18 protein-coding genes and 1 other annotated feature are annotated in these 26027 nt (G+C 50.9%); of the genes, 11 read left to right on the top strand and 7 right to left on the bottom strand.

Annotation, left to right across the window (positions count from 1 at the left end):
• Positions 1-6: 6 nt before the first annotated feature.
• The 7 genes from DFR60_RS10975 to DFR60_RS10945 all read left to right on the top strand — a co-directional run bounded on the left by DFR60_RS10975 (position 7) and on the right by DFR60_RS10945 (position 9099).
• Positions 7-1371 (top strand): M20/M25/M40 family metallo-hydrolase, encoded by a 1365-nt coding sequence (locus DFR60_RS10975; protein ID WP_243005042.1) that lies wholly within the window; start codon positions 7-9, stop codon positions 1369-1371.
• 87 nt (positions 1372-1458) lie between these two features.
• Complete coding sequence (locus tag DFR60_RS10970) at positions 1459-1806, top strand: tRNA-binding protein (protein WP_110322944.1); 348 nt, start codon at positions 1459-1461, stop codon at positions 1804-1806.
• 33 nt (positions 1807-1839) lie between these two features.
• Positions 1840-3015 (top strand): S8 family serine peptidase, encoded by a 1176-nt coding sequence (locus tag DFR60_RS10965; protein ID WP_110322943.1) that lies wholly within the window; start codon positions 1840-1842, stop codon positions 3013-3015.
• 55 nt (positions 3016-3070) lie between these two features.
• Positions 3071-3272, top strand: a binding site (T-box leader).
• A gap of 154 nt (positions 3273-3426) precedes the next feature.
• On the top strand, positions 3427-4860 hold the full coding sequence (gene proS / locus DFR60_RS10960) for a proline--tRNA ligase (protein WP_110322942.1): 1434 nt from the start codon (positions 3427-3429) through the stop codon (positions 4858-4860).
• 72 nt (positions 4861-4932) lie between these two features.
• Entirely contained in the window at positions 4933-6165 is a 1233-nt protein-coding gene (locus tag DFR60_RS10955; protein WP_167437585.1) for a CCA tRNA nucleotidyltransferase, read from the top strand.
• Positions 6166-6306: 141 nt separating this feature from the next.
• A complete protein-coding gene (locus DFR60_RS10950) occupies positions 6307-7284 on the top strand; it encodes a protein kinase family protein (protein ID WP_110322940.1) in 978 nt (325 codons plus the stop codon).
• Positions 7285-7362: 78 nt separating this feature from the next.
• Positions 7363-9099 carry a phospho-sugar mutase gene (locus DFR60_RS10945; RefSeq protein WP_110322939.1) on the top strand — a complete coding sequence of 579 codons (1737 nt, stop codon included), beginning with the start codon at positions 7363-7365 and terminating at the stop codon, positions 9097-9099.
• Positions 9100-9216: 117 nt separating this feature from the next.
• Here the strand turns inward: DFR60_RS10945 and DFR60_RS10940 are convergent, their stop codons facing one another.
• The 5 genes from DFR60_RS10940 to DFR60_RS10920 form a co-directional block, all read right to left on the bottom strand.
• Entirely contained in the window at positions 9217-9975 is a 759-nt protein-coding gene (locus DFR60_RS10940) for an ABC transporter ATP-binding protein (protein WP_110322938.1), read from the bottom strand.
• A 101-nt stretch (positions 9976-10076) separates the two neighbouring features.
• Complete coding sequence (locus DFR60_RS10935) at positions 10077-12425, bottom strand: ABC transporter permease (RefSeq protein ID WP_110322937.1); 2349 nt, start codon at positions 12423-12425, stop codon at positions 10077-10079.
• Positions 12426-12428: 3 nt separating this feature from the next.
• Positions 12429-13661: an MFS transporter gene (locus tag DFR60_RS10930; RefSeq protein WP_110322936.1), complete on the bottom strand. Its 1233-nt coding sequence runs from the start codon at positions 13659-13661 to the stop codon at positions 12429-12431.
• Positions 13645-14301, bottom strand: coding sequence for a TetR/AcrR family transcriptional regulator (locus tag DFR60_RS10925; protein ID WP_110322935.1), 657 nt, complete (start codon positions 14299-14301; stop codon positions 13645-13647). The genes DFR60_RS10930 and DFR60_RS10925 overlap by 17 nt, the downstream gene beginning before the upstream one ends.
• A gap of 182 nt (positions 14302-14483) precedes the next feature.
• On the bottom strand, positions 14484-15449 hold the full coding sequence (locus DFR60_RS10920; RefSeq protein ID WP_110322934.1) for a putative ABC transporter permease: 966 nt from the start codon (positions 15447-15449) through the stop codon (positions 14484-14486).
• A 164-nt stretch (positions 15450-15613) separates the two neighbouring features.
• Between DFR60_RS10920 and DFR60_RS10915 the strand changes: the two genes are divergently transcribed.
• From DFR60_RS10915 to recD2, 3 genes are all read left to right on the top strand, one after another.
• A complete protein-coding gene (locus DFR60_RS10915) occupies positions 15614-17170 on the top strand; it encodes an ABC-F family ATP-binding cassette domain-containing protein (RefSeq protein WP_110322933.1) in 1557 nt (518 codons plus the stop codon).
• Between the two features lie 771 nt (positions 17171-17941).
• Positions 17942-18943 (top strand): rod shape-determining protein, encoded by a 1002-nt coding sequence (locus DFR60_RS10910; protein WP_006772389.1) that lies wholly within the window; start codon positions 17942-17944, stop codon positions 18941-18943.
• Between the two features lie 299 nt (positions 18944-19242).
• Positions 19243-21477: an SF1B family DNA helicase RecD2 gene (gene recD2 / locus DFR60_RS10905; protein WP_110322932.1), complete on the top strand. Its 2235-nt coding sequence runs from the start codon at positions 19243-19245 to the stop codon at positions 21475-21477.
• Positions 21478-21525: 48 nt separating this feature from the next.
• Here the strand turns inward: recD2 and DFR60_RS10900 are convergent, their stop codons facing one another.
• Both DFR60_RS10900 and DFR60_RS10895 read right to left on the bottom strand, forming a co-directional pair.
• Positions 21526-23025, bottom strand: a complete 1500-nt coding sequence (locus DFR60_RS10900) for a response regulator (RefSeq protein WP_110322931.1) — start codon at positions 23023-23025, stop codon at positions 21526-21528.
• On the bottom strand, positions 23019-24809 hold the full coding sequence (locus tag DFR60_RS10895; RefSeq protein ID WP_110322930.1) for a cache domain-containing sensor histidine kinase: 1791 nt from the start codon (positions 24807-24809) through the stop codon (positions 23019-23021). The genes DFR60_RS10900 and DFR60_RS10895 overlap by 7 nt, the downstream gene beginning before the upstream one ends.
• A 237-nt stretch (positions 24810-25046) precedes the next feature.
• Between DFR60_RS10895 and DFR60_RS10890 the strand changes: the two genes are divergently transcribed.
• Positions 25047-26018 (top strand): uroporphyrinogen decarboxylase family protein, encoded by a 972-nt coding sequence (locus DFR60_RS10890; protein ID WP_110322929.1) that lies wholly within the window; start codon positions 25047-25049, stop codon positions 26016-26018.
• Positions 26019-26027: the final 9 nt, after the last annotated feature.

Genomic DNA, 26027 nt, shown 5'->3' with positions numbered 1-26027 from the left:
GATGCCATGGCAGAAATGGAGGCAGCAATGGAACCGGAGAAATTGATTGAATTTTTAAGAATATTAGAAAAACTAAAATGCAATACCCGCCATAACTGGACCACCTCCGGCAGGAGGGAGAGCGTAGCAGAGCACAGCTGGCGTCTGGTGGTTATGGCGTTTCTGCTAAAGGATGAATTCCCGGAGCTGGACATGGACCGGGTGGTGGACATGTGTCTGATCCACGACTGGGGCGAGGCCATTACCGGGGATATTCCCGCCTTTATAAAAGGCGGTTCAGATGAAGAGACGGAGAGCGCCGTCCTTCGGACCATGACCGGTTCCCTCCCCGATGAGCTGGCCTGCAGGCTTAATGGCCTTTTCGACGAGATGGAGGCACTTCAGACGAAGGAGGCAAGGCTTACCAAGGCTCTGGACAAGATCGAGACTCTGATTCAGCATAATGAGGCGGGCGCGGACACATGGCTCCCTCTGGAATATGAGCTGAATCTTACATATGGCGACGACATATCGAACATGTCAGAATACACCAGACGATTACGTGACCTGGTCAGGCAGGAGTCCGAGCGGATTATAAGCGAAAAGCCGCTGGGGAATAAAGAATGCGGCAGTACTGGAAGCCACAGCGCTCTCGACGATGAGACCTTCGAAAAAATAAAGGCGCTCCGCAGAGAACTCCACAAAATCCCGGAACTGTCCGGCCAGGAACGAAGGACCATGGAAATGTTAAAAACGTTCCTCAGAGAACACACCTCCCTTTCTGTCACTGACCGCGGCAGCTGGTTCTACGCCCTCCATCAGGAAAACGGCGCCGAGGAAACTGTTGTCTTCCGCGCGGACATGGACGCCATAAAAGGCGCCGGAAACATTCCTTATCACGGATGCGGCCATGACGGCCACAGCGCCATACTGGCGGGGCTCTGCCTCTTGACGGAGGGGCGGGTTTTTCAAAAGAATCTCTGCTTCCTCTTCCAGCCTGCCGAGGAGACCGGAGAAGGCGGAAATCCATGCAGCAGATTATTAGAAGAACTGGGCGCAGACCGCGTCTACGGCTATCACAATCTCCCGGGCTATCCGCTGGGGACTGCGGTCATGAGGAGGGAGACATTTTCCTGTGATACCGTAAACACCCCTGAGATCATAGACAAGAGCCGGATGCTTTTCGAACAGGAAGGAATCCCCTGCCTCGAAGCCGCCGCCCCATTCCGCTGGTCTGAGGATTTCGGATGGTATTTAAAGAAATGCCGGGGCATGTATTTCGGCATAGGAGCCGGTGAAGACTGCCCGGACCTTCACACGCCAGACTATGAGTTCCCGGACGAAGTGATCAGAAATGCGGTCAGATGCCTGTATCTGCTTGCGGAGATATAGGGCGTATTCTCGTGTTGTGTGTCACCTTCCGTGAAAATGGTACGGTATAATAAATCAAATATTTATGAAGAAAGCAGAGCGTGTGTCATGGAGAATATAAAAGCAGAAATCAAGATGAGTGATTTGGAAAAAGTTGATATCAGGGTGGGGACGATCGAACTGGTGGAAGACGTACCGAAATCAGATAAACTGGTAAAGCTGACCGTGGATTTCGGTACATTTAAAAGGACAATTCTCGTCGGACTGAAAAAAGAACGGGAGAATCCAGGAGAAGTAGAAGGGAAACAGGCGCTGTTTGTTGTGAATCTGGCGCCGAGAGAGATGTTTGGCATCGAGTCCCATGGGATGCTTTGGGACATTGGTTATGAGGACGGAATCGTACCAGTTCTTGCGATGCCTGAAAAACCAGTACCGAACGGATCGAGGGTCGGGTAATCAGCGGAGAACACGAAGGAGGTTAGAAGTAAGATGAAAAAGAGGATGGCAATGATCGTATTGTCCCTGTTCTTTCTCTGTTCCTGTGCCCCCAATGCAGGGCAGAGCGAAAGCGGCAGTCAGACTGAGCCGCCGATAGACTCCACACCTGAAATGAGTACTGGAACCATTGAGGTATTGGCTCCCTATTCGGATGTGCGTGGATTTGATGAAGTCAACACACTGCGTTCCGGTGAGTACGTTCCGGCGGATATGATTACATACTGGCTTAATCAAAATACGCTTTTTGAGGGAAACGAAGCGCTTGCGGCCGAGATTATGGAAACTGGAAAAAATCCCGGACTGCATGTGCAGGAGCTTCATGACCGGGGAATTACGGGTAAAAACGTGTCGGTAGCAATCATTGACCAGCCCTTACTGCCCGGCCATCCGGAGTATGCGGGCAAGATTGAAGCGTACTATACCGTGGGATTGACCGAAAAAGACAGCCCCAGTTCGATGCATGGCCCCGCGGTAACAAGTCTGCTTGCGGGAAATTCCATCGGAACAGCCCCGGATGTCAGGCTGTACTATGCAGCAATCAAATTCTGGGACAGAAACGCATCGGAAATGGCAGGCCAGGCGCTGGACTGGATGATCGAGCAGAATAAAACACTACCGGAGTCTGAAAGAATTCGTGCTGTCAGTGTATCAGCAGACCTCACAAACACGGAATATTTTGATCATCCTGAGGCGTGGGACGAGGCGGTAAAACGGGCCCGGGAGGCCGGTATCCTGGTATTGGACTGCAGAGCGGACTATGATACCTGTGTATTCTGGCCCAGCTTTTTTGATTTCGATCAACGGGATGATATTACGGCGAGCAAAATCGGAACGCCTGACGGCGGCTTTTTGGAATGTCCTGCGCATGCCCTGGGAACCCCGGTGGGATACCGCACCACGGCAGAGGTCTACAGTGAAGGCGAGTATTCTTACAGCTATGACGCGTCGGGCGGACATAGCTGGGCAATTCCTTATGGGACAGGCGTCCTGGCTCTGGGCTGGCAGGTAAATCCATCGCTGACAGGCCAGGAGCTGTTGGATCTCATGCGGCAGACGGCTTACGAAAATGATTCCGGGGAGCGTTTTCTGGATCCAGCTGCTTTTATAGCTGCGGTTCAGTCAACGGTGCATGAAAATCAGCAGGGGCAAGTTCTGATCTCCCCTTGACAAAGAAATCCAAATAGCGTAAAATCAACCATACAAACTAACATAACAACATACGTTTCAGACGTGGAAGAGGATTAGTAAGCGATGATGCATTCCAGAGAGAGGGTCACTGGTGGAAGACCTTCATGCCCCTGGTCGCCCAACCTGCCTTGGAGTCCCGCAGCAAACTGCGGCGCATATCCGGCGTTATCGGAGATACAAGTGAGTCACGATTGTGGCTAAATTGGGTGGTACCACCGAGCTGTTCGGTCCCTTGTCTGGGGATCGGCGGCTCTTTTTTGTTTCACGGGATGCGCCCTCGCGCTAAGGAAGTATGGCTGCTGAAGCAGCCGCGCTCCGGCGCAGGAGTCCGGCCTGCCGGACTCTATTGACAGGAAAATACGTAAATTTAAGAGGTAAAGGAGAATTGCTATGGCAAAGGACAAAAAGTTAGTAGAAGCAATCACATCAATGGATGTGGACTTCGCCCAGTGGTATACCGATGTGGTGAAGAAAGCGGAACTTATCGACTATTCCAGCGTAAAGGGCTGTATGGTAATCAAACCGGCTGGTTACGCGATCTGGGAGAATATCCAGAAGGAACTGGACGGAAGATTTAAAGAGGTTGGCGTGGAGAATGTATACATGCCGATGTTTATTCCGGAGAGTCTTCTTGAGAAGGAAAAGGATCACGTGGAAGGATTCGCGCCGGAGGTGGCATGGGTGACCTATGGCGGTCTGGAGCCGTTAGCAGAGCGCCTCTGTGTGAGACCGACTTCAGAGACTCTGTTCTGTGATTTTTACGCGAGGGACATCCAGTCTTACCGCGATCTGCCGAAGGTATATAACCAGTGGTGTTCCGTTGTGCGCTGGGAGAAGACGACGAGACCGTTCCTGCGTTCCCGCGAGTTCTTATGGCAGGAGGGCCATACGGCTCATGCCACAGCAGAGGACGCGCAGGCAAGAACCGAGCAGATGTTAAATCTCTACGCCGATTTCTGTGAGGAAGTCCTGGCCATGCCGGTTATCCGCGGCCAGAAGACCGACAAGGAGAAATTCGCCGGAGCAGAAGCTACCTACACGATCGAGGCGCTGATGCACGACGGCAAGGCGCTTCAGTCCGGAACGAGCCATAACTTTGGCGATGGATTTGCAAAAGCCTTTGAAATCCAGTATTCTGATAAAGAGAACAAGCTGCAGTACGTACACCAGACCTCCTGGGGCATGAGCACCCGTCTGATCGGCGGCATCATCATGGTACACGGGGATGACAACGGCCTTGTGCTGCCTCCGAGAATCGCACCGGTTCAGGTGATGATCGTTCCGATCCAGCAGTCGAAGGAAGGCGTTCTGGATAAGGCGGCCGAGATCAAATCCGTGCTGTCCGGATACCGTGTGAAGGTGGATGACACCGACAAGAGTCCGGGCTGGAAATTCGCTGAATCTGAGATGCGCGGTATTCCGGTCCGCGTGGAGATCGGACCGAAGGATATTGAGGCAGGCCAGGCCATTCTGGTTCGCCGCGATACCCACGAGAAGACCGCCGTTTCCCTGGATGAGATCGGTCAGAAGGTTGGAGAACTGCTCGATACCATCCAGCGCGATATGTACGAGCGCGCACTGGCACACCGTGAGGCCCATACGTATGAGGCGACTGATTTTGATACATTTACAAAGACGATTGAAGAGAAACCGGGCTTCGTAAAAGCCATGTGGTGTGGATGCCAGGAATGTGAAGACAAGATCAAGGAACTGACAGGAGCGACTTCACGCTGTATGCCATTTAAGCAGGAGAAACTTTCCGATACGTGTATCTGCTGCGGAAAGCCGGCGACGAAGATGGTATACTGGGGCCGCGCATATTAATGTATGCAGTGATTCAGCCGTAAGGCTGCTTTGATACGCGTATAATTATAGAAATGAGATGATGGCATGGGGATAGAAATGCGGGTTCCGGCGGACGCGGAGCAGATCATTGAAAAACTGAATGAGCACGGATTTGAGGCGTATGTCGTGGGCGGGTGCGTCCGCGACAGCCTGCTGGGAAAAGAGCCGGAGGACTGGGATATCACCACCTCGGCGAAGCCTGGGGAAGTGAAGGCCATTTTCAGCCGGACGATCGATACGGGGATCCAGCACGGCACGGTCACGGTGATGCTTAACCGGCAGGGCTATGAAGTGACCACGTACCGGGTGGACGGTGAGTATGAGGATGGGCGCCATCCGAAGTCCGTAGATTTTACCACCAGCCTTTTAGAAGACTTAAAACGCCGTGATTTCACCATTAACGCCATGGCTTACAACGGCCGCGAGGGGCTGGTGGATGCATTTGGCGGCATGGAGGATTTAGAGAACCGGGTAATTCGGTGCGTCGGAAGCGCCGTGAACCGCTTTACGGAGGATGCGCTCCGGATCTTGAGGGCAGTCCGGTTTTCCGCACAGCTCGATTTCCGGATTGAGGACGAGACATACGAGGCGATTTCCCTGATCGCGCCCAACCTGGAAAAGGTGAGTAAAGAGCGTATTGCGACGGAGCTTACGAAGCTGTTGCTGTCCGGCCATCCGGAGAAGATGAAGAGAGTTTCCGACACCGGGGCTTCCCGCTATATCTCGGAGCCATTTTTTAAGGCAGCCGTGCTGAGTAAAGGTGAGCTGCGCCCGCTGGGGTGTCTTCCCGCTGTAAAATATATGAGATGGGCCGGCTGCCTCCGCAGGGAGCAGGGGGAGACGGCGGCAGACATACTGCGGGATTTAAAGATGGACTGTGACACCATGGATCGGGTAAAAATACTTGTATCCCGGTGGAGGACGCCGATTGCCGCTGAAAAACCGGCGATCCGGCGGGTGATGAATCAGATTCCCGGCGACCTCTTTGACAGCCTGCTCTGCTTCCAGGAGGTATTTGCCGGAGAAGTAGGCGAAGGCTATGGAGAGACGTTAAAGATGGTAAAGACACTGGCGGAGGAGATCCGTGAGGCCGGAGACCCGGTGAACTTAAAGGAACTGGCCGTAGATGGCCGTGATCTGATGGCGGCCGGTATGAATCCGGGACCGGCGCTTGGAAAGACGCTGAATGCGTTGATGGAACAGGTGCTGGAGCGGCCGGAATGCAACGAGAGAGCGTATCTGCTGCGTGCCGCCGGATTGAAAAATGGGATAAAGGAATCATGAGAAGGAGTTTGGCCCCTGCGGCCGCGGCTGTGTAAAAACAGCAGCGGAAGCAGGGGCCAAACTTTCTTTTTTCACGTATATTTCCGTCCCGCCACTCATACCCTAGAAGTAGCCGATGAGCTAAGAGTTGGAGGGGTGGTTGTGATAGAGAAATACACAGAGGTGCTTTCGCAGTATGAGCTTGAAATTCTGGATGTGAGACGCGGCCGCGGCGCCTGGCTGTGTGAGACAAACCAGGGCCTGAAGCTTCTCAGAGAATATAAAGGGACCATAAAACGGCTGGATTTCGAAGACCAGGTGTTTACACAGCTGGAAGAGGCCTGGCACCCTTTTGTGGACCGTTATGTGAGAAACCGTGAGGGCGAACTGCTTTCCAGCGCGGATGACGGGACGAGATGGATCGTAAAAGACTGGTATGCCGACAAAGAGTGTAATTTAAAAGACGACAAAGAAGTCCTCAGAGCCATTACGCAGATTGCCAGTTTACATAAAATGTTGCGAAAGATCGAATTCAAGGAAGAGTGGAATCTCGGTTCTATTCTCGTGCAGCTTCCGGGAGATGAGATGGAGCGCCATAACCGGGAGCTTATAAGGGCGCGTTCCTTTATCCGAAACAAGAGAAAAAAGACGGAGTTTGAACTCTGCGTCATAGGAAACTACGATATGTTCTACGAGCAGGCCAAGGATGCCAGACTTGGCATGAAGGAATTCTGTGCGCATCACGAAGATGAGGAATGCTATCTGTGTCACGGAGACTTAAACCAGCATCATATCCTGATGTGCCCCAGGGACGTGGCTGTGGTGGAATTTAACCGCATGCATCTGGGAATGCAGATGGAAGACCTGTACCATTTTATGAGAAAGGCCATGGAGAAGCATGACTGGAGTTTACAACTCGGCAACTCCATGCTGGAAACATATTCCAGGATTCTTCCGCTTTCGGACACAGACAGGACCTGTCTTTACTATCTGTTTTTGTATCCGGAAAAATACTGGAAACAGATTAATTTCTACTACAATGCGAACAAGGCCTGGATTCCGGCCAGAAATATTGAGAAATTAAAGGACTTGGAATTGCAGCAGCCGCTTCGCAACGAGTTCCTTTCCAGAATTAAATAACACAATTTCGCTTTCCTTTTAGGCTGTTATGATTTATAATGTTGATAACAGAATGGAGAGAAAGGAGTATTGTGTTTTATGAAAGACTATAAGAGTATTTATGAAGAATGGCTGGCTAATCCATACTTCGATGAGGCTACGAAAGAAGAACTCCGGTCCATTAAAGAGGACGAGAATGAAATTAAAGAAAGGTTTTACCAGGATCTGGAATTTGGCACGGCAGGCCTGCGCGGCATCATCGGCGCGGGAATCAACCGTATGAATATTTATGTGGTCCGCAGGGCAACCCAGGGGCTTGCTAATCATATTATCAAGCAGGGCGGCGCTGATAAAGGCGTGGCAATCGCTTACGATTCCAGACATATGTCTCCGGAATTTGCAGAGGAAGCGGCCCTTACTCTGGCGGCCAACGGCATTAAGGCCTATAAGTTTGAATCCCTGCGCCCGACTCCTGAACTTTCCTTCGCAGTCAGGGAACTGGGCTGTATCGCCGGTATCAACATCACCGCAAGCCACAACCCGCCTGAGTATAACGGATACAAGGTTTACTGGGAGGACGGCGCACAGTTTACTCCGCCTCACGACAAGGGAGTAACCGCGGAGGTTTTGGCGATCACAGACCTTTCCACGGTAAAGACCACCGATGTGGAATCTGCAAAGGCAGCAGGCAAGTACGAGATCATCGGTGAAGCCATTGATGATAAGTACATCGCGCAGGTAAAAGCCCAGGTAGTGAATCAGGAAGCGATCGACAAGATGCAGGACAGCATTCAGATTGTATATACTCCACTCCACGGCACAGGCAACATTCCGGCCAGGAGAGCGCTGGCTGAGATCGGCTTCACCCATGTATATGTGGTTCCGGAGCAGGAGCTTCCGGACGGAGACTTCCCGACCGTCAGCTATCCGAATCCGGAGGCAGAGGAAGCCTTTGAACTGGGCCTCGCTCTGGCAAAGGAGAAGGATGCCGATTTAGTGCTGGCGACCGATCCGGATGCAGACCGTCTCGGCGTTTACGTAAAAGATTCGAAGTCCGGCGACTATATTCCGCTTACAGGCAACATGTCAGGTTCCCTGTTATGTGAATATGTGCTGAGCCAGAAGAAGGAGCGCGGTGCCATTCCGGAGGATGGACAGGTGGTGAAGTCCATCGTTACCACCAATCTGGTTGACGCGGTGGCGAAGTCCTACGGATGCGAGCTGATTGAGGTTCTGACCGGATTTAAGTATATCGGCCAGCAGATTTTAAAAGAAGAGAACACGGGATACGGAACGTATTTATTTGGTCTGGAGGAGAGCTACGGCTGTCTGATCGGTACGTATGCCCGCGATAAAGACGCGATTTCCGCTACGGTAGCGCTCTGTGAGGCAGCCGCTTATTATAAGATGAAGGGCATGACCTTATGGGATGCCATGATTGCCATCTATGAGAAGTACGGCTACTATAAAGACGCTGTCAAGTCCATCGGACTGAAGGGAATCGAGGGCCAGGCAAAGATCCAGGCCATCATGGATACATTAAGAAACAACACACCAACCGAAGTGGGCGGATACAGGACGGTCTCTGCAAGGGACTACAAGCTGGATACGATTAAGGATATGGAAAACGGCGAAGTAAAACCGACCGGACTTCCGGAATCAAACGTTCTCTATTACGATCTGACCGATGACGCATGGCTGTGTGTAAGGCCATCCGGCACAGAGCCGAAGATTAAGTTCTACTATGGGATCAAGGGCACTTCCCTTGCGGATGCGGATGAGAAATCTGCGAAGCTGGGTGAAGCGGTGATGGCCATGGTGGATTCCATGATGTAGGGAACTGCGTTTCATGAAGACGAAATAAGTAATGGAATAAAAAGGGAAGTATCACCAGTGATTTTTATATCATGGATGATGCTTCCCTTTTTTAATAGGCATAAGAGGCTAAGCCGGTTATATCCCGGCTTCTTTCATAAGTTCCATAATCTTTTCCATCCGCTGCTCCATATCTTTCCCGGTATATTTGGGGAAATGAGCCTCGCGCACGATTCTGCCGTCACACAGGAACAGGACGCGCTCCGTGCGGGCTGCGATCCTGGCATCGTGCGTTACCAGCATGACTGCGGTTCCCTGTGCGTTGATTTCCGTAAATATATCCATGATCTCCTGAGCGGATTTTGAGTTTAAGGCGCCGGTGGGTTCATCGCCAAACAGGATTCGCGGGTCATTCATGAGGGCGCGGCAGATTCCGGCGCGCTGGAGCTGTCCGCCCGATGCACGGGAGATATCCCTGTCCTCCAGCTCCCCGATTCCGGTCTCCTTCATGAGTGATCTTGCCTTTTCGGTGATCCGGGAGACATCCTTCTTTTTATCCCGCAGAGAAGGGAGGATGATATTGTCCAGAATGTTTAAATTCTTCAGCAGAGTGGGCTGCTGGAAGACGAAGCCCATCTGTGTCCGGCGAAGGTCTGCCAGCTGGTTTTCCGTGCAGGCGGACAGATTGCTGCCGCAGAAGGATACGCTGCCGCTGTCGATGCGGTCCATACCGCTCAGTGCGAAGAGCAGCGTCGATTTTCCGGAACCTGAGGGACCCATCACCGAGATAAATTCGCCCTCGCGGACCGACAGGCTGATGCCATCCAGGAGGCGCTGGTTTTCGGATCCCTCGTGAAACGATTTGATGATGTTTTTGGCGTGTATGATTTCTTCCATGTTATTCCTTTCCATATTCAGCTATTGTGATCTCCTTTATTCCCGTGGGCAACGAGCCAAACGGACACGCTGGCGCGTCCATTTGGCGACGGCCGCGAGGGTCAAAAATCCTGCTGCAAGCAGCGCCGTAAATTTGATGCTTCGTTGCCGGCAGCGGTTTTTTTGACTCCCTTTGTGCCGGCAAGTGAGGCAGAGACCGCGGTGTAAATCATGAGAAGCGGGCAGAGCAGACAGGACAGGACAGGGTTTACCGCAAAGCGGAAGGTGGGGGCGCCGAAACCCGAGAGCACCAGGCTGGCCAATGCCCCGCCTACAGTATTGGCCAGAAGGATTCCGGCAAAGACTCCGCACACGGATACGAGTACAAAACGGCTTATATACTGCAGCCGGATGTCCCCGGCCGTGAACCCGGAGGCCTTCATTACGGCGATGGAGTAGCGGTCCTTTGCGGTCAGCATGTTGACGAACAGCAGTGTAATCAGACCGGTGAGCGCAAGAGCCACCGCAGCCGCAGCGATGGCCGCCATGCGGATGGCGTTCAGCGTCGGTCCGTAAGTCTGGGCAACGTAATCGCGGATATCCGTAACTTTCGTATCGGGAAATGTGTCCGCATATTCGCGGACAGTCTGTGAGAGCATCGAGGAATCCTTCAGCCCGGCATAGATGACGGCCCATACCGTATTGTCTGAATCCGCTGGGAAGGCGGCCTTCGCCGTTTTCCCCCCGTTGGTGATGTCGGAATAGATTCCGCACACTGTCATGGTCTGTTTACCGCTGCCGGTAATCAGTGTGAGGCTGTCGCCCGGGTTCTTGCCCAGCTCTTCGGCGTTCATGGCAGAGAGGGCGATCTCATCGGGGGAGACGGGGGCCTGCCCTTTTACGTAGGAAACAGGAAATACCCGGTGATCCCCCAGCTCTGTCAGGAGATTACGAACGGTGCCGCCCGGCGTTTCCACCTGAAATGCCTTGGTAATCAGTGAAGTATGGCGGAGAATGGAGTCGTCCTGTTCCATCTCCCGGGCGATCCGGGCGGCATCTTCTGCCAAATGGTCTGACTGGCGCAGATCGATCCGCAGATCACAGTTACCGATTCCCATATAGGTGACGAAGCCCCTGGACGACATGGTGGTATACAGATTGATGGGAATCACAAGGAGAAATGCCGCAAAGAGAAGTACGGTAAAATTGACGCCGTACAGCTTCTTTTGCAGGAGTACCTCCCGGATTCCCAGGAAGATGCTGACATTGGAAAAATGGCTGTGGCTCAGAGCCATCCGGCCAGCGCCGCCGGAAGCCATCGGTCCGGTACCGCACCGCATGGCCTCGGAGGCGGATATTTTATGTAAACGTCCCAAAACTCCATTTACATAAAGCAGAATGGCAAAAAATACGATCAAAACGCCTGCCGGTGCGAGGAATAAGGCGGCCGGGCCGTTTCCGCCGGTTCCCATGTTTAGACGGATATTCTGAAGGAGAAGGTTCTTAAGCAGGAATGACAGAACGATGCCTGCCGTGCATCCGGCTGCGGCAATCGCCGCATATTTGCCGAGATACAGTTTCTTTATGTCGGAGACGCGCAGGCCGATCGCCTTCATCACGCCCAGTTCCCGGTAGTCGGCTTCTAACTGGGCCAGGAGCGTAAAACGAATGCATAAGAAGGCGATCATTACGGTCAGGAATCCGAGAAGCAGGATCACGGCGATCATCATGCCGTCGGATAAGGCACCCAGCATGCGAAACAGCGGGTATGTGACGGCCGGACCGTTGGAAGGAAGCCCGGCGGCCATATAATCAGCGGCAAAGGCGTCCAGGGCCGATAAGTCTTTTAAACGGAACTCAATTAAATGTTCCATGGTTCCGAGGTCTCTCAGCCGCTCAAAATCCTGGGGACTTACGAGGAAGCGTTTGGAGGAAGAGAGCATGGAATTCATCTGCGAATCCCGCAGAAATCCGGCTACGCGAAATGGAATGCCGCAGACGGAGACGGTGTCGCCGGTCTTCATGGCGGCTTCCTGCATATAACAGACCGGTACGTAGATATCCCCGACGGCAGGGGAGATGACGGCTCCATCCAGGTCCAGAAGGTAATCGAACGCACCGCTCTGAGTGGAGAAACCGTTGTCCTGCGTACTGCTGATCAGGGATTGGCCGTTCAGTTCAATCGCCCCGTTGTCAATATTTAAAAATTCCAGAATTTGATACCGGTCAACAGCCTCATGGTGTGAGGCAAAACTGTTTAAGGGCTCAGCATCCAGCGGGCCGGAGTGCATCTGCATGAAATGGGGTGTCTCTGCCTGCACCATCAGCCGGTCCAGGGCGCCCGCAAGGTTCAGAGCCAGAATAACGGCCAGGGAGACGAGCATGGCGGCCAGCGCCACAAACAGGGTAGTGATCATGGTGGTGAGCCGGCTTTTTCTAACATCGTTACGGATGATGCGGCAATAGTTCATAACTTACCTCGTTTCTTCAAGGGCCCTCACGGATTTGATCCGGCAGGGCAGAAAGGATATGGCGGCCAGGAAAATACCGGCTGCGACGATCAGGAGACCGGAACCTCTTCCGGAGCCGATGGAAAACAGCGCGCCGGTACCGTCTGCCAGAATGCCGGAAATTGCATAAGCGGCCACGTATCCCAGCTGTGACAGGACACCGATCAGCCCCCAGGCTCTTCCCTGGAAATCATCGGCAATGTTCGTGCGGACAAGAAAATCCAGCGCTGCGTTTGCAAAAGGAAGGGAGGAGAAGAAAAGAAATCCAAAGATGCAGATAACAACGATGTTTTCCCGGATTCCAAAACCGGCCATGAAAATCCCCGCTGCAAACAGGGCGGCAGACAGGATGACCACGCGGTTTTTCTTCAAACTGACCATCCCGATCACCAGACTGGAGATGAGCATGCCCGAGGCGCAGATGGTCTCGGAAACGCCGAGGACAGTGCTGTCTGCGAAGCCCAGGATCATCGGGCCGAAAAGCGTCTGGATAAAGCCTAAGAAAAATGTGATGGCAGAAGACAGAATAACCAGCACCAGCACGCCCTTCTTCTGCGTGATGGCATTCCATCCTTCCGAAAATTCTCTGGTAAAGGATTTTTTCTCCATTGCCTTCCTGGAGGTGATCCCTTTCCGGACGACCAGCGTCGCAGTAACCGTTAAGAAAAAGGTAGCGGTGTCTAAGAGAAGCAGAAGACGAATATCGGAGATGGTGAGCAGCAGACCCGCTAGTACCGGAGAAATCAGGTATTTCGCAGATCCTGCGACACCCACCAGACCGCTGGCCTTCGTATACTGTTCCGGCGTCAGCAAGTCGGTCACCGTGGCCTTGTAGGCGGGATCGAGAAGCGAGGAAAACACAGAACTTATGGTAACGCCCACACAGATCTGCCACAACGCGGCCTCCCCCTTAAAGAAGCAGAACAGGATGAAAAGGAGTCCCAGCGCGGACAGGCCGTCGCCCAGAATCATTAAGAGCCTGCGATCGTAACGGTCTGCCAGAACCCCGGCAGGAACGCCCAGAATCAGTCCCGGCACAAAGGCCAGCAGTGTGACGAGAGCCGTGGCGGAGGCCATACCTGTCTGCTGAAAGACGTATACGCCCAGCCCGAAGGAGGTGAGTCCGCTTCCGATGGCGGAAACCAGTTCTCCTGTCCAGAGGAGAAGAAATTTATTAAAATTAGTTGTCTGCATCATTCCGCTCGACCTTTCTGCTGCCAAACACCCGCATGAGATCCGACGCAAGACTCCCGGACTCTGCTCCCAGCAGCCGTTCTATATTGAAGATAAGCGCCTGCGTCCGCTCGTCTCTCAGTTCCTCTGAGGTTTCCGTGGCATCGTCGAAGAAGACGTTGCTGTAGACCATAATCATCTCCACACACTCCCTTGGGTAGGGAGTCTGAAAGTATCCGGCCTCCGCGCCTTCCCGGATTAACCCCGTCAGAATCGGAGTGACGCCGTTTAATACCGCCATCTGTGTCTTCTGGTGCATCAGCGCGTTCTGCGGCCGGTGCATCTGTTCCTTCAGCTCCTGACCGCCCTTCTGGCTGACATTCAGCGCCAGAATCGTGCGGATCAGACGTTCTCTGGCGGAGAGACTGCTGTCGGACGCGGCCTCCTGCGCCGCACTCAGGATCTGCCTGTTATACCGGTCGATCAGAGCATCCAGAATATCCTCTTTTGATTTAAAATGGTAGTACAGGGTTCCTCTCGCTATTCCGACCATCTCTAAAATATCGCCGGTACTGGTATTGTCAAAGCCTTTCTGGGCGAAAAGCGTATCCGCCGCATCCAGAATTTCATTTTTACGTATCTCGGGTTCTTTTACCGTTCTCATGGTGCCATCTCCTTTTTCGATCCATTACAGACTGACTGTCGGTCCGTAAAAAGAGAATACCATACTCTGATCTGTTTGTAAAGAGAAAGAATAAAAAATATGGCAGCATTTATGATACAAAAAAACAGAGCCGATGTTTCTGCTCTGTTTTTTCCAGTCTAGCTCACTCTGTTTTTTGCTATTTAGTTTTTCAGACGTTCCTTTAATTCCTTTAACGCCTCTCCAAACTGTCTGGAGGATGCGGTCGGGTTTCCTCTTAAGAGGCCCTTGCGGTAGAAGCCCAGATGTTTGGATAGCTTGTCCCTGTTTTCTGTGAGGGACTGGAGACGTTCACTCAGTGAGGATAAGTCGGGGACTGCCTTGCCCGCAGTCTCCTTGAAGAGGGAAGCGGCCTCGAGGCCCCGTTCCGCACTTTCCTTTAATGCGTTTATGGTCTCTTCTGTACGCATGGCAGTTTCTGCTTTCAAGGTGGTGATCTTTACAGCGGCTTCGCCCTTTAGGTTGGCCGCCCGCTGAATCTGCTCGTCACGCAGGTCGGAGAGTTTGTCCGCGGTCTCTGCCTTTAAGAGAGCCATCTGCACCTGGATCTCCTCCAGTTCTGCCTTCATCTTTGTCATGGACTCCAGCACGCGGCCCAGATCGAGGGCCTCTTTCGTGGATTCCACCGTGTCGGCCACAAACAGGGCTCCGATAATGCCGCATAAGACGATGCACACGATGGGGTTTAAATCCAGTACAACGGTTTCCACGGGGCGGTGAATAAATTCTGTCAGCACAATGGTCAGAAAGCCCCAGGCAATGGAGGTGCCCAGGCAGATATAGCCGTTAATATTGAAGGGATTGTTGGTGTAGTCCCAGTATTTCATTTTAAACAGGCGCTCCATGGTCCAGCCGGTGACGTATTCCAGTGCGGATGCGCCGATCATGCCAGACAGAAAAACAAGGAATAAATTATCCTGGAACGGCAGGGAGACCCAGAGCATGATGATGGCCCCGCTTCCATATAACGGGAGGAGCGGAAGGCGTAAGAAGCCGCGGTTTACGAAATGGCCGCATTTTAGGGAAACGTATGTGGATTCAATGATCCAGCCTATGAAGCAGTAAATGAAGAAAAAAAGGAGCCATTGATACCAGGTGTATATGTACATAAGTAAAATCCTTTCGTTTAAAATTATCGACTTAACGATCTATACTATATCATAAACGTTTTTGTCGAATTTTACAACCCAAACTTGGCGCGCTCTTTCCCCTTGCCAGAATGGCGGTTGTCATGTAAAATGGGTAAAGAATAAGAAGATTGAGGAGTTTACGAATGAGCATATTAAACGTTGAACATCTGACACATGGATTTGGAGACCGGGCCATCTTTAGCGACGTGTCGTTCCGTCTCTTAAAGGGAGAGCACATCGGCTTAATCGGAGCCAACGGCGAAGGCAAATCCACATTTATGAATATTATTACCGGAAAGCTTCAGCCTGACGAAGGTAAGGTTGAATGGGCGAAGCGCGTCCGTGTCGGTTATCTGGATCAGCATACGGTTCTGGAAAAGGGAATGACGATACGGGACGTGTTAAAGTCCGCGTTTGCATTTCTGTTTCAGATGGAAGAACAGATGAATGAGATCTGCGACCGCATGGGCGAAGCGGGAGAGGAAGAGATGGAGACCATGATGGAAGAACTGGGAACGATCCAGGACCTTCTGATGGCCCACGATTTCTATATTATAGACTCCAAGGTGGAGGAGGTGGCCCGGGCCCTGGGGCTTACAGATATCGGTATTGATAAGGACGTCACCGAGCTCTCCGGAGGCCAGAGGACCAAGGTTCTGCTGGGAAAACTGCTTCTGGAAAAACCGGACATCCTGCTTCTGGACGAGCCGACCAACTATTTAGACGAACAGCACATCGAGTGGCTGAAACGTTACCTATTAGAGTATGAAAACGCCTTTATTTTGATATCTCACGATATTCCATTTTTGAACAGCGTGGTGAATATCATCTATCATATGGAGAATCAGAGTCTGGACCGCTATGTGGGAGACTACGATAAGTTTGTGGAAGTCCATGCCGTGAAGAAGGCGCAGCTGGAGGCGGCTTATAAGCGCCAGCAGCAGGAGATTGCGGAGCTGGAAGACTTCGTGGCGCGCAACAAGGCCCGGGTGTCAACCAGGAACATGGCCATGTCCAGACAGAAGAAGCTGGACAAGATGGATGTCATCGAGCTGGCCCGGGAGAAACCGAAGCCGGAATTTCATTTCCTGGAGGCGAGAACCGCGGGAAAGACGATCTTCGAGACCACCGATCTGATCATCGGTTACGACGAACCGCTGTCGAGACCGCTGAACGTCCGCATGGAGCGCGGGGAAAAGATCGTATTGGTCGGCGCCAACGGAATCGGAAAGACTACGCTCTTAAAGAGTATTCTGGGACTGGTACCGCCGCTGGACGGAAAGGTGACGCTTGGCGACTACCTGTCGATCGGCTATTTCGAGCAGGAGATGGCGCCCGGCAACAAGACGACGTGTATCGAGGAGATCTGGAAGGAATTCCCGTCCTATACTCAGTACCAGGTCCGCTCCGCCCTGGCAAAATGCGGCCTGACCACCAAGCACATCGAGAGCCAGGTCCGTGTCCTGAGCGGAGGTGAGCAGGCCAAGGTGAGATTATGTAAACTCATTAACCGGGAAACGAACGTGCTCCTGCTGGACGAGCCGACCAACCATTTGGACGTGGAGGCGAAGGAAGAACTGAAACGCGCATTGAAGGAGTACCGGGGAAGTATCCTCTTAATCTGCCATGAGCCGGAGTTTTATGAGGGCGTGGCGACAAAGGTATGGGATTGCCGGGAGTGGGCGCTGAAGCTGTCATAGAAGAAATTGATATTCCGTTCCTTCCCGGCAGGGCGCCGGGAGGAAATGATGAAAATAAAGAAGCAGCCGCCTTGTTCCAGGCAGCTGCTTCTTTAAACTATTGGGAATGGTAGGTATAATAAATTAGGATAATGTCTTTAGGGGGGCCGGATGATTTTTTGGATCATCCGGTATGAGTATGAAAAAGCTTTGTGTTAATCACTGTTTTGTGATTAGTTATATAATATCAGGAATTTGTGTGCAATCTGTGGACTTTCCATTAAGAAAAAATAAAAAAGGTTATAACTTTATGAAGTATTTATTTAAAATTATTTCGTAAAAACCGGGTATGCTATTCTTATGTTTCTTTTTCTTATGCCCTGCTCCCCGAACGTCCTTTTTCATTCGGTTCCCGAATTCCTTTATACAGACAAAATTCCCGCTCCGAGGGGGATCGAAGCGGGAACTAATCTTTAGGGGGGCCGGATGATCTTATGACCATCCGGTATGAGTATGAAAAAGCTTTGTGATTTCAAGTAAGTTACTTGAAACAAAGGCCCGCTATCCTCTTGGATAACGTATTCTCAGTATACGGTGAAATTGTGACTAAAGTGTGTATTGGACATAAAAAAACCATAAACATAATAAAAATAAAAAAAACCCTTTAAAAACAGGTTGTTATTGTATATAATAAGGGAGATAAACGAAATTAACTATTAGGGCCAGTAACCCGAATTTGAAATACAGATAAAGGAAACTCTGGGAACCGTTTAAGCGAACAGGAGGAAATAAATGATGATGTCCAATGATATCGGTATCGACTTAGGTACCGCCAGCATACTTGTGTATATTAAAGGGAAAGGTGTTGTGTTAAAAGAGCCTTCCGTAGTTGCAATCGACCGTGACACGAATAAAATCAAGGCGATTGGGGAAGAGGCAAGACTGATGATCGGCAGAACGCCGGGCAACATTGTCGCAGTCAGACCGCTTCGCCAGGGCGTTATCTCCGATTATACTGTAACGGAGAAGATGTTAAAATATTTCATCAACAAGGCAGTGGGCAAGAAAACACTGAGAAAGCCGAGAATCAGCGTCTGCATTCCAAGCGGAGCCACAGAGGTTGAGAAGAAGGCGGTAGAGGATGCTACGTATCAGGCGGGCGCCAGAGAAGTAGCGATTATCGAAGAGCCGGTTGCGGCTGCTATCGGCGCAGGCATCGATATCGCCAAGGCCTGCGGAAACATGATCGTAGATATCGGCGGAGGTACCTCCGATATCGCCGTTATTTCCCTGGGAGGTACGGTAGTGAGTACGTCCATCAAGGTGGCCGGCGATGATTTCGATGAGGCGCTGGTCCGTTATATGCGCAAAAAACACAATCTTCTGATCGGTGAGAGAACTGCAGAGGAAATTAAGATTAATATCGGTGCTGCTTACCGCAGACCGGAAGTTCTGACCATGGAAGTAAGAGGCCGTAACCTGGTTACCGGTCTCCCGAAGACGATTGTCGTTACCTCCGATGAGACTCTGGACGCATTGAAAGAACCGGCGATGCAGATCGTGGACGCCGTGCACAACGTGCTTGAAAGAACGCCTCCGGAACTGGCTGCCGATATCTTTGACCGCGGCATTGTTCTTACGGGCGGCGGCTCCCTGCTTTCCGGTCTGGATTCTCTGATCGAGGAGAAGACGGGAATCAATACCATGATCGCGGAAGATCCGCTTACGGCAGTTGCGATCGGTACAGGTAAGTTTATCGAGTTCACCCATGACGGCGGTAAGTCCGAATTTTAACAAAATCAACGAGAATTCTCCCATCCTCTACAGGTGGGAGATGAATCGCAAAAACAAACTTAGCGGCAGTGGCGGGCAGATATCCCCCACTGACATGAGGTCAAAACAATCCGGGCAACCGGATAAAATGGTAGCATAGCTACTATGTCATTCTGGGTTTTGTATTTTGGACTTAGAATGTGGATTGAAATAGCAGGATAGTTGCAGGACAACCCTGGCGGATCATAGGATTCCGGCAGGGATTGTTTTGTGACCATCTGCTTTCTGTATTTTTTCTATGACGACAAAGGGGGAAGACCATGGCGACGGTCTGCGGATTTGTAGAACGAATTAAATATCGCAATGAAGAAAATGGCTATACGGTCTTGAGCCTTACGGACGAAGGAGAGGAATACACTCTGGTCGGCAATTTCCATTATATCAGCGAGGGCGAGATGGTGGAAGCCACCGGCCCCATGACCGAGCATCCGGTCTATGGGGAACAGATGACAGTGGAAACCTACGAGATCAAGGCTCCCGAGGATACAGCCGCCATGGAGCGTTACCTGGGATCCGGCGCCGTAAAGGGAATCGGAGCCGCGCTGGCGGCCCGGATTGTCCGGCGTTTTAAGGCGGATACTTTCCGTATTATGGAGGAAGAACCGGAGCGTTTATCCGAAGTGAAGGGGATCAGCGAGAAGATGGCCATGGCGATCTCCGAGCAGGTGGAAGAGAAGAAGGAGATGCGCCAGGCCATGATGTTCCTCCAGGAATACGGCATTTCCATGAGTCTGGCAGTAAAAATCTATCAGGAATATGGCCCCAGGCTTTATACGGTTATCAAAGAAAATCCATATCAGCTGGCGGACGATATCGCTGGCGTGGGCTTCAAGATGGCGGATGAGATCGCCAAGCGGGTGGGAATCTTCACGGATTCGGATTTCCGCATTAAATCCGGCGTTCTCTATACGCTTCTTCAGGCCACTGGCAACGGCCATACGTACTTACCGGAGACGGACCTCCTCTCCCAGGCATCGGAGCTCCTGCGGGTAGAAACGGAATCCATCGAAAAACACCTGATGGACATGCAGATCGACAAGCGTCTGGTGATCCGGGAGTCGGAGGGCGTCCGTGTTGTCTATGCCTCTCAGTATTACTACATGGAGATGGGCGTGGCGCGGATGCTCCACGATTTAAATATCAGGGGACGGGAGCCGGAAGAGAAGATCAGAAAGAAGCTGCTTCAGATTCAGAAGGAAGAGTCGATCGAGCTGGACGAAAAACAGGTGCAGGCTGTGGTGGAGGCGGTAAACAGCGGCCTTCTAATCATCACGGGCGGACCGGGAACCGGAAAGACGACGACGATTAACACCATTATCCGGTATTTTGAGAGTGAGGAGATGGAGATCCTTCTGGCAGCGCCGACAGGCCGGGCGGCGAAGCGGATGACCGAGGCCACCGGTTATGAGGCCAGAACCATACACCGGCTGCTGGAAATCTCCGGTATGCCGGGGGATGAGCGTTCCATCGGCATGCATTTTGAGAGAAATGAGGAGAATCCCCTGGACGCGGACGCCGTCATCATCGACGAGACTTCCATGGTGGATATCCATCTGATGCAGTCTCTGTTAAAAGCGGTCAATCCGGGAACCAGACTGATCCTGGTGGGTGACGTGAACCAGCTGCCCAGCGTCGGCCCCGGCAATGTGCTGAAGGACGTCATCGAGGCAGGTTGTTTTAACGTAGTTATGTTGACCAGAATCTTCCGGCAGGCGAGCCAGAGTGATATCGTCGTCAACGCCCATAAGATCAATGCAGGTGAGTCGGTTCCCCTTGGAAAGAAGAGCAATGACTTCCTGTTTATCAAGCGGGACGACCCCAATATGATCATCAACGCCATGATTACCCTGGTACAGAAGAAGCTGCCGGGGTATGTGGGCGCAGACCCCTACGATATCCAGATCATGACTCCCATGCGGAAAGGCGCGCTGGGCGTGGAACGGCTTAACACCATCCTGCAGGAATATCTAAATCCGCCGGATAAGAGCAAGCTGGAGAAGGAGAGCGGAGGTGTGACCTTCCGTGTGGGCGACAAGGTCATGCAGATCAAGAATAATTACAACATCGAGTGGGAAGTTCGGAATAAATACGGGATCCCTGTGGACAAGGGAACCGGAATCTACAACGGGGATATCGGAATCATCCGTGAGATCAACTTATTTGCAGAGCTGGTTACCGTGGAGTTCGACGAGGGCCGTATGGTGGAATACAGCTTCAAACAGATGGAGGAACTGGAGCTGGCCTATGCCATCACCATCCACAAATCTCAGGGAAGCGAGTATCCCGCGGTGGTGATTCCCATTTTCAGCGGACCGAAGATGCTGATGACGCGGAACTTAATTTACACCGCAGTGACGCGGGCCAGGGCCTGTGTCTGTCTGGTGGGAGTGCCGGAGGTGTTCCAGGCCATGGTGGATAATGAGATGGAGCAGAGACGGTATTCGGGGCTTAGGGAGAGGATTTGTGAGATTTATGACACCGTTCCCCAGGATTAAATGAAACAGCCGGACCAGGCAGATGAATATGATGCCCGGTTTCGGCTGTTATTTTCGCAGACTGTCGCTGTATGCGCTGGGGGTCATCCCCGTTTTCTTCTTAAAGAGCTGGGAGAAATAATGGGGATTATTGCCGCAGCCCACTTTTTCTGCGATGATCTGAATCTTCTCGCCGGCAGCGATGTATTCTTTGGCCCTCATAATCCGAATATCGGTCAGGTAGTCGGAAAATTTGCGGCCTGCTTCCTTAAAGAATCGTTTGCTGACGTAATCTACATTCATAAAGAGAACCTGTTCGGAGATAAATTTTAACGTCAAACCGGAGTTGTTTAAATTTTGTTCCACATAGGTAGTAATCTGATCGATCATGGAGCTGGTATTGGTATCTTTGGGCGGTAGAAGGAGCAGTCGTTTTAAGTGATCCAGAATCCGTGATTTCAGTTTTGCCGGATCCGCTTCACCATCTATCTCAAACAGCCATTCCGTCAGGTTGATGGCGGAAAAGGCCGGATTATCGGCAGAGGCTTTTAAGAGCAGGCTTCCGGAAAGCTGTTTTAAAAATGCAGTGTCTTCGATTCCCAGGAGAAGCTCCGACAGGCTTTGAAAGCTGTCCTGTGATCCGGCTTTTAACTTCTGATACAGTCTTTCCGCCTCCGACATGAGGTAGTTGTAATTACACGTATAAAGCAAATGAAAGTTGTTCAGATAATAGATGGTACTGAACCGCTTCAACTTGACCAGGATCACTTCCAGAAGTTCACACAGACTGTGATAAGTCTCTTTTTGGATTTCCAGTTCTACCGGCTTGACGGGAAGTGACAGCTGCTTTATAAACTGTTCCAGCATTCCGCAGTCTGCCGAATAGTCCTTAAAAAACAGGAGAAGAGTATTGTGTACGTAGGTTCCATGTATGGTAACCTGCAGCATAGTCTGCTCACAGTACTGCTTCAGCTCTTGAAGAAATACTTTAAGGCTTCCGATATCCAGATAAAATACATAGAAAAGCTGGTATGGCGTGGAATAAAAGTCGAGATACGGCTCATAGGACCGTATGATTTCCGGCAGAGCCTTATTCTGTCCCAGACTTTCACTGATAACACTGGAGACAATATTGTGGTGCATACTGCTGGTCAGAAGAAAATGGCCGTCTTCCAGGGAACGTGTGCGTTTTCTTGCGTAACAGTCTTTCGCAACATCCACAATGCAGTCCGAGATCAATGACTTGTTGCAGGGCTTTAACACATAATGCCTGACCCCGTACTTCATGGCTTCCTTCGCGTACTCAAACTCGCCGTATCCTGACAGAATGATAAAGCAGGTATCCAGATCCATGAGTGAGACCTTTCTGATCAGTTCCAGACCATCCATTCCCGGCATCCGAATATCAGTCAGGACAATATCCGGCGCCTCATCGATAATCATATCGTAAGCTTCCAGACCATTTCTGCACAATCCGGTCAATTCCACACCAAGTTTCTCCCAATCAATGAGACAGGAAATGCTTTCCCTTATGACGCGTTCATCGTCGGCAATTATCATTTTCAACATAAGATCCCCTCCTGATCCGTGATATAAGGCATAATAATTCTGGCAACCGCCCAGTCGTTTTCATTGTAAAGAGTAAGACCGTAGTCTTTTCCAAACATCAGCTTGATCCGTTCGTTGATATTAATAAGACCAATGCCAAAACCATGGGGCTTTATTTCCTGTGAATGCAGCTTTTCCAGCAGGTGATCTTCAAAGAGGGAACCGTCATTTTTGACCAGAACGGTCAGCGTACCTGATTCCGGCTGATGCTCAATGGTGATTTCGATGGTACAGAGCTCTGTGGACTCCTCCAGACCATAATTAATGGAATTTTCCACGAGAGGCTGGATACACATCTTGGGGATCTGAGCGTTATACCATGCTTCGTCGCAGTGAATGGAATACTCCAGACGGTCTTCGAATCGGTATTTCTGGATGGTGATGTATGCGGTTACAATTTCCAGCTCCTTCTTCAGATCAAAATGGGAGGTAGAGTTACTGAGTGTAGCGCGGAGCAGGGTGCCCAACGATTCCACCATGGACGATATCTCCATATTGCCGGCCACCTGTGCACGCCAGTTGACGGATTCCAGAGTATTGTATAAAAAATGCGGATTGATCTGGGTTTCCAGAGCCTTAAGCTGCGCATCCTTTTTCCATAACTCGTTTACATAGTTTACCTGTATGAGATTTCTGATCTTTTCGGCCATGTGGTCAAACTGCCGGTTTAAAAGACCGAACTCGTCTTTGCGGCAGCTGTAATCGTAATCGCTTTCAATGACTGCGTTCTCGTCGGTGCTGAAGACTTCCATTTTGCGAATCAGCCCTCTGGTGTGGCAGCTGATAAAGGTTATCATGGATTCCGAAAATGCAATGGCCGACAGGATACTCAGGATAATCATACAGATGCTGAGTGTCCGCACAAATGATACCGACTGAAATATGGGATCGTAAGAGACATAGCATACGTAAGTCCAGTCAAAGCCGGGAATTGACTTTTCCGTCACAAAGTATTTATGTCTGTCAATCGTCATGATCTCGTAGCTCTGTCCGGAAGGCTTCCGGCGCTGGTAATGGATGGATGCTGAGACGGGATTGTCATTATAGATAATGGTTTCTCCCGTCCGTATATAGTATTGGGGATCCTCGTACATCGAGTTATCCTTGTTCAGAGAATCCATAAGCGCTTCCAGATCCAGAGATACGAGAAGCGTGCCCAGCTCTTCCAAATTGGAGCTCTGGATATTTTTTATCAGACGTCCCATAAAGATTCCATGATCTTTACCATAGTCGCTGATCCATACCGGCCTGCCGTCCGCGGCCTGAGCAGCGTCGAGAACGCGGCTTTCAATCTCCTCCGGTGTTTTGCGCGAGCCGAGAAAATTCGAATAGGTGACAAAATCAGGGTTGTTAAGGGTAATATAACTGATAAAATTAGGTTTATACTGCTGATAGTATTCCAGAACCGTATAGGAAAGATTCTTGTACGCTTCAGTCCGAATACGCGGATTGTCCGAATGCCTGATATCGGCAAGATTGTTTTGAATATTCGAGTCGGACAGCATGAGTCCGGACATGGTCTCAATATTGGACAAATAATAGGAGATCGTGGTCGCAGAATAAGAGAGATTATTGGCAATGGTATTTCTTAACAGCTTTAAATAAGCGTTAGAAACGATCTGCAGCCCGGCCAGACTGACTCCCGATATCAGGAAGATGGAGACCAGAACAATTGTAAGAATCTTTCTTTTTAAAGACGTATTGGAAAATAGCAGTTTTATTTTAGTGGCCAGAAGTTTCATCATGTCGTTTCCCCCTTATTTGTCCGCACGCTGTGTCCCTGACACTATTATCATAAGAAAACACAGAGAAAAAAGCAAGAACAAGCCATGGAGAAGCCGGTTTTTTGACATATGATACCGGAATATTGGATTAAAATTATGGAGACCGGGTGATATACTGGGATCAGTCGATGAGGAACTTCGCTGAAAGAGAAAGCGGCGGAGGGTGAGACTGCAAAGACACGATAGGGGAGAAGGAACATGACAAAAAGAGAACGTGTAATACGGGCGGTCAGAGGAGAAGAGACGGATGGAATTCCTTCCTGCTTTTCCATGCATTTTCCGCCGGAGTATGCAAATGGTGAGAGTGCGGTTGACGCGCATATTCAGTTTCTGAAGCAGACGGATACGGACATTCTGAAAATTATGAATGAAAACCTGGTGACCTGTGATCATGAGCTTCTCACCAGACAGGATTATGAGAGCTTCCAGAAGATTTCAGCAGAACAGCCATTTATGAAGAGGCAGCTGGACCTGGTTAAACGGATTTTAGAAGAGGCGGACGGGGAATGCTTTACAATCGGCACACTTCACAGTGTGGGCACCTCTGCCATGTACCATCCGTTTAAATCACTTGGTTATGGATATGATCAGTCGAGAAAAATTTTTGATGCATGGCTTAACGAGGCACCAGAGAAAATGCTGGAGTCCATGAAGAGAATAACGGATGGGCTCTGTGAACTGGCTGTCAAATACATAGAAGCAGGGCTTGACGGAGTGTTTGTGGCCTCCCTGGGAGCGGAGAGAAGATTTGGACTTACAAGGGAACAGTTTTTAGAGTGGGTAGCGCCATTTGACCAGATGATTATGAAAACAGTAAAAGACGCGGGAGGGTACTGTTTCCTTCATGTGTGCAACCGGGATGTGAATCTGGATTATTACCGGGATTACGATGAAAATCTATATGATGTAGTGAACTGGGGAACGTTTGAAGTACCCTGCTCCATCAGGGAAGGCAGGGAAATCTTTCATCAGAAGACAGTCATGGGAGGTCTGGCTAACCGGCAGGGGGTGCTGGCAGCCGGGAGTGAGGAGGCTCTGATCAACACCGTTCACTCCATTGTGGAGTCGTATGGACGGAAGGGTCTGATTCTTGGAGCTGACTGTACCGTGGCCACCGAACAGGATTTATCGAGAATCAAATTAGCGGTGGAGACCGCAAGAAAATTATAAAGGAGAAGG

Origin of the sequence: Hungatella effluvii (genome assembly GCF_003201875.1) — a bacterium.
Taxonomy (GTDB): Bacteria; Bacillota; Clostridia; order Lachnospirales; family Lachnospiraceae; genus Hungatella; species Hungatella effluvii.
Note: the sequence above shows the minus strand (reverse complement) of the source record. Positions and strands in the feature narration are given on the sequence as shown.